The 617-nt window shown below is 61.3% G+C and carries 1 protein-coding gene and 1 pseudogene; both read right to left on the bottom strand.

What is annotated here, in order from left to right; translation table 11 throughout:
* A pseudogene (locus tag B3797_RS17145) lies at positions 1 to 332 on the bottom strand (DNA repair protein RadA); the annotation flags it as partial.
* A 10-nt stretch (positions 333 to 342) separates the two neighbouring features.
* On the bottom strand, positions 343 to 617 hold a 275-nt coding region (locus B3797_RS17140), incomplete at its 5' end, for an HAD hydrolase family protein (protein WP_311791696.1).

Raw genomic sequence — 617 nt, 5'->3', positions numbered from 1 at the left:
AGCGTCGATTTACCCGCGCCGGGACTGCCGCCAATCAGAATGGCGCTGCCCGGCACTACGCCGCCGCCCAGCACGCGGTCGAACTCTTTAAAGCCGGTAGAGAAGCGCGGCAGCGCCTCCAGGCTGATTTCCGACAGCTTCTGCACCCGGCTGACGCCCGCACTGCCGGCGTAGCCGCTCAGGCGCTCGTTGCGCGCCGCCGCTGGCGACGCTGCAATGCGCACTTCGGTGATGGTGTTCCAGGCGTGACAGGCGCTGCATTGCCCCTGCCAGCGCGGATAATCTGCGCCGCATTCGTTACAAACGAAGGCGCGTTTTGCCGCTTTGGCCAAATCAGTACCTCTAACGCTCTTCGTGAATCAGGCTGCCGCTGAGGATGCAAAATACGCCCATCAGATCGGCGTGACGGATAGTCACTTGCGTCTGCTCATTCACTTTTGGTTTAGCATGATAAGCGATACCCAGCGCCGCGGCCTTAATCATCGGCAGGTCGTTGGCGCCGTCGCCGATAGCGACGGTTTGCTCCGGCGCGATATCAAAACGCTGCGCCAGTTTCTTCAGGGTGTCGGCTTTGTATTGCGCATCGACAATCTGTCCCAGCACCTCGCCGGTCAGCT

Source organism: Pantoea sp. UBA5923 (genome assembly GCF_002431095.1).
GTDB classification, from domain to species: domain Bacteria; phylum Pseudomonadota; class Gammaproteobacteria; order Enterobacterales; family Enterobacteriaceae; genus Pantoea; species Pantoea piersonii.
Note: the sequence above shows the minus strand (reverse complement) of the source record. Positions and strands in the feature narration are given on the sequence as shown.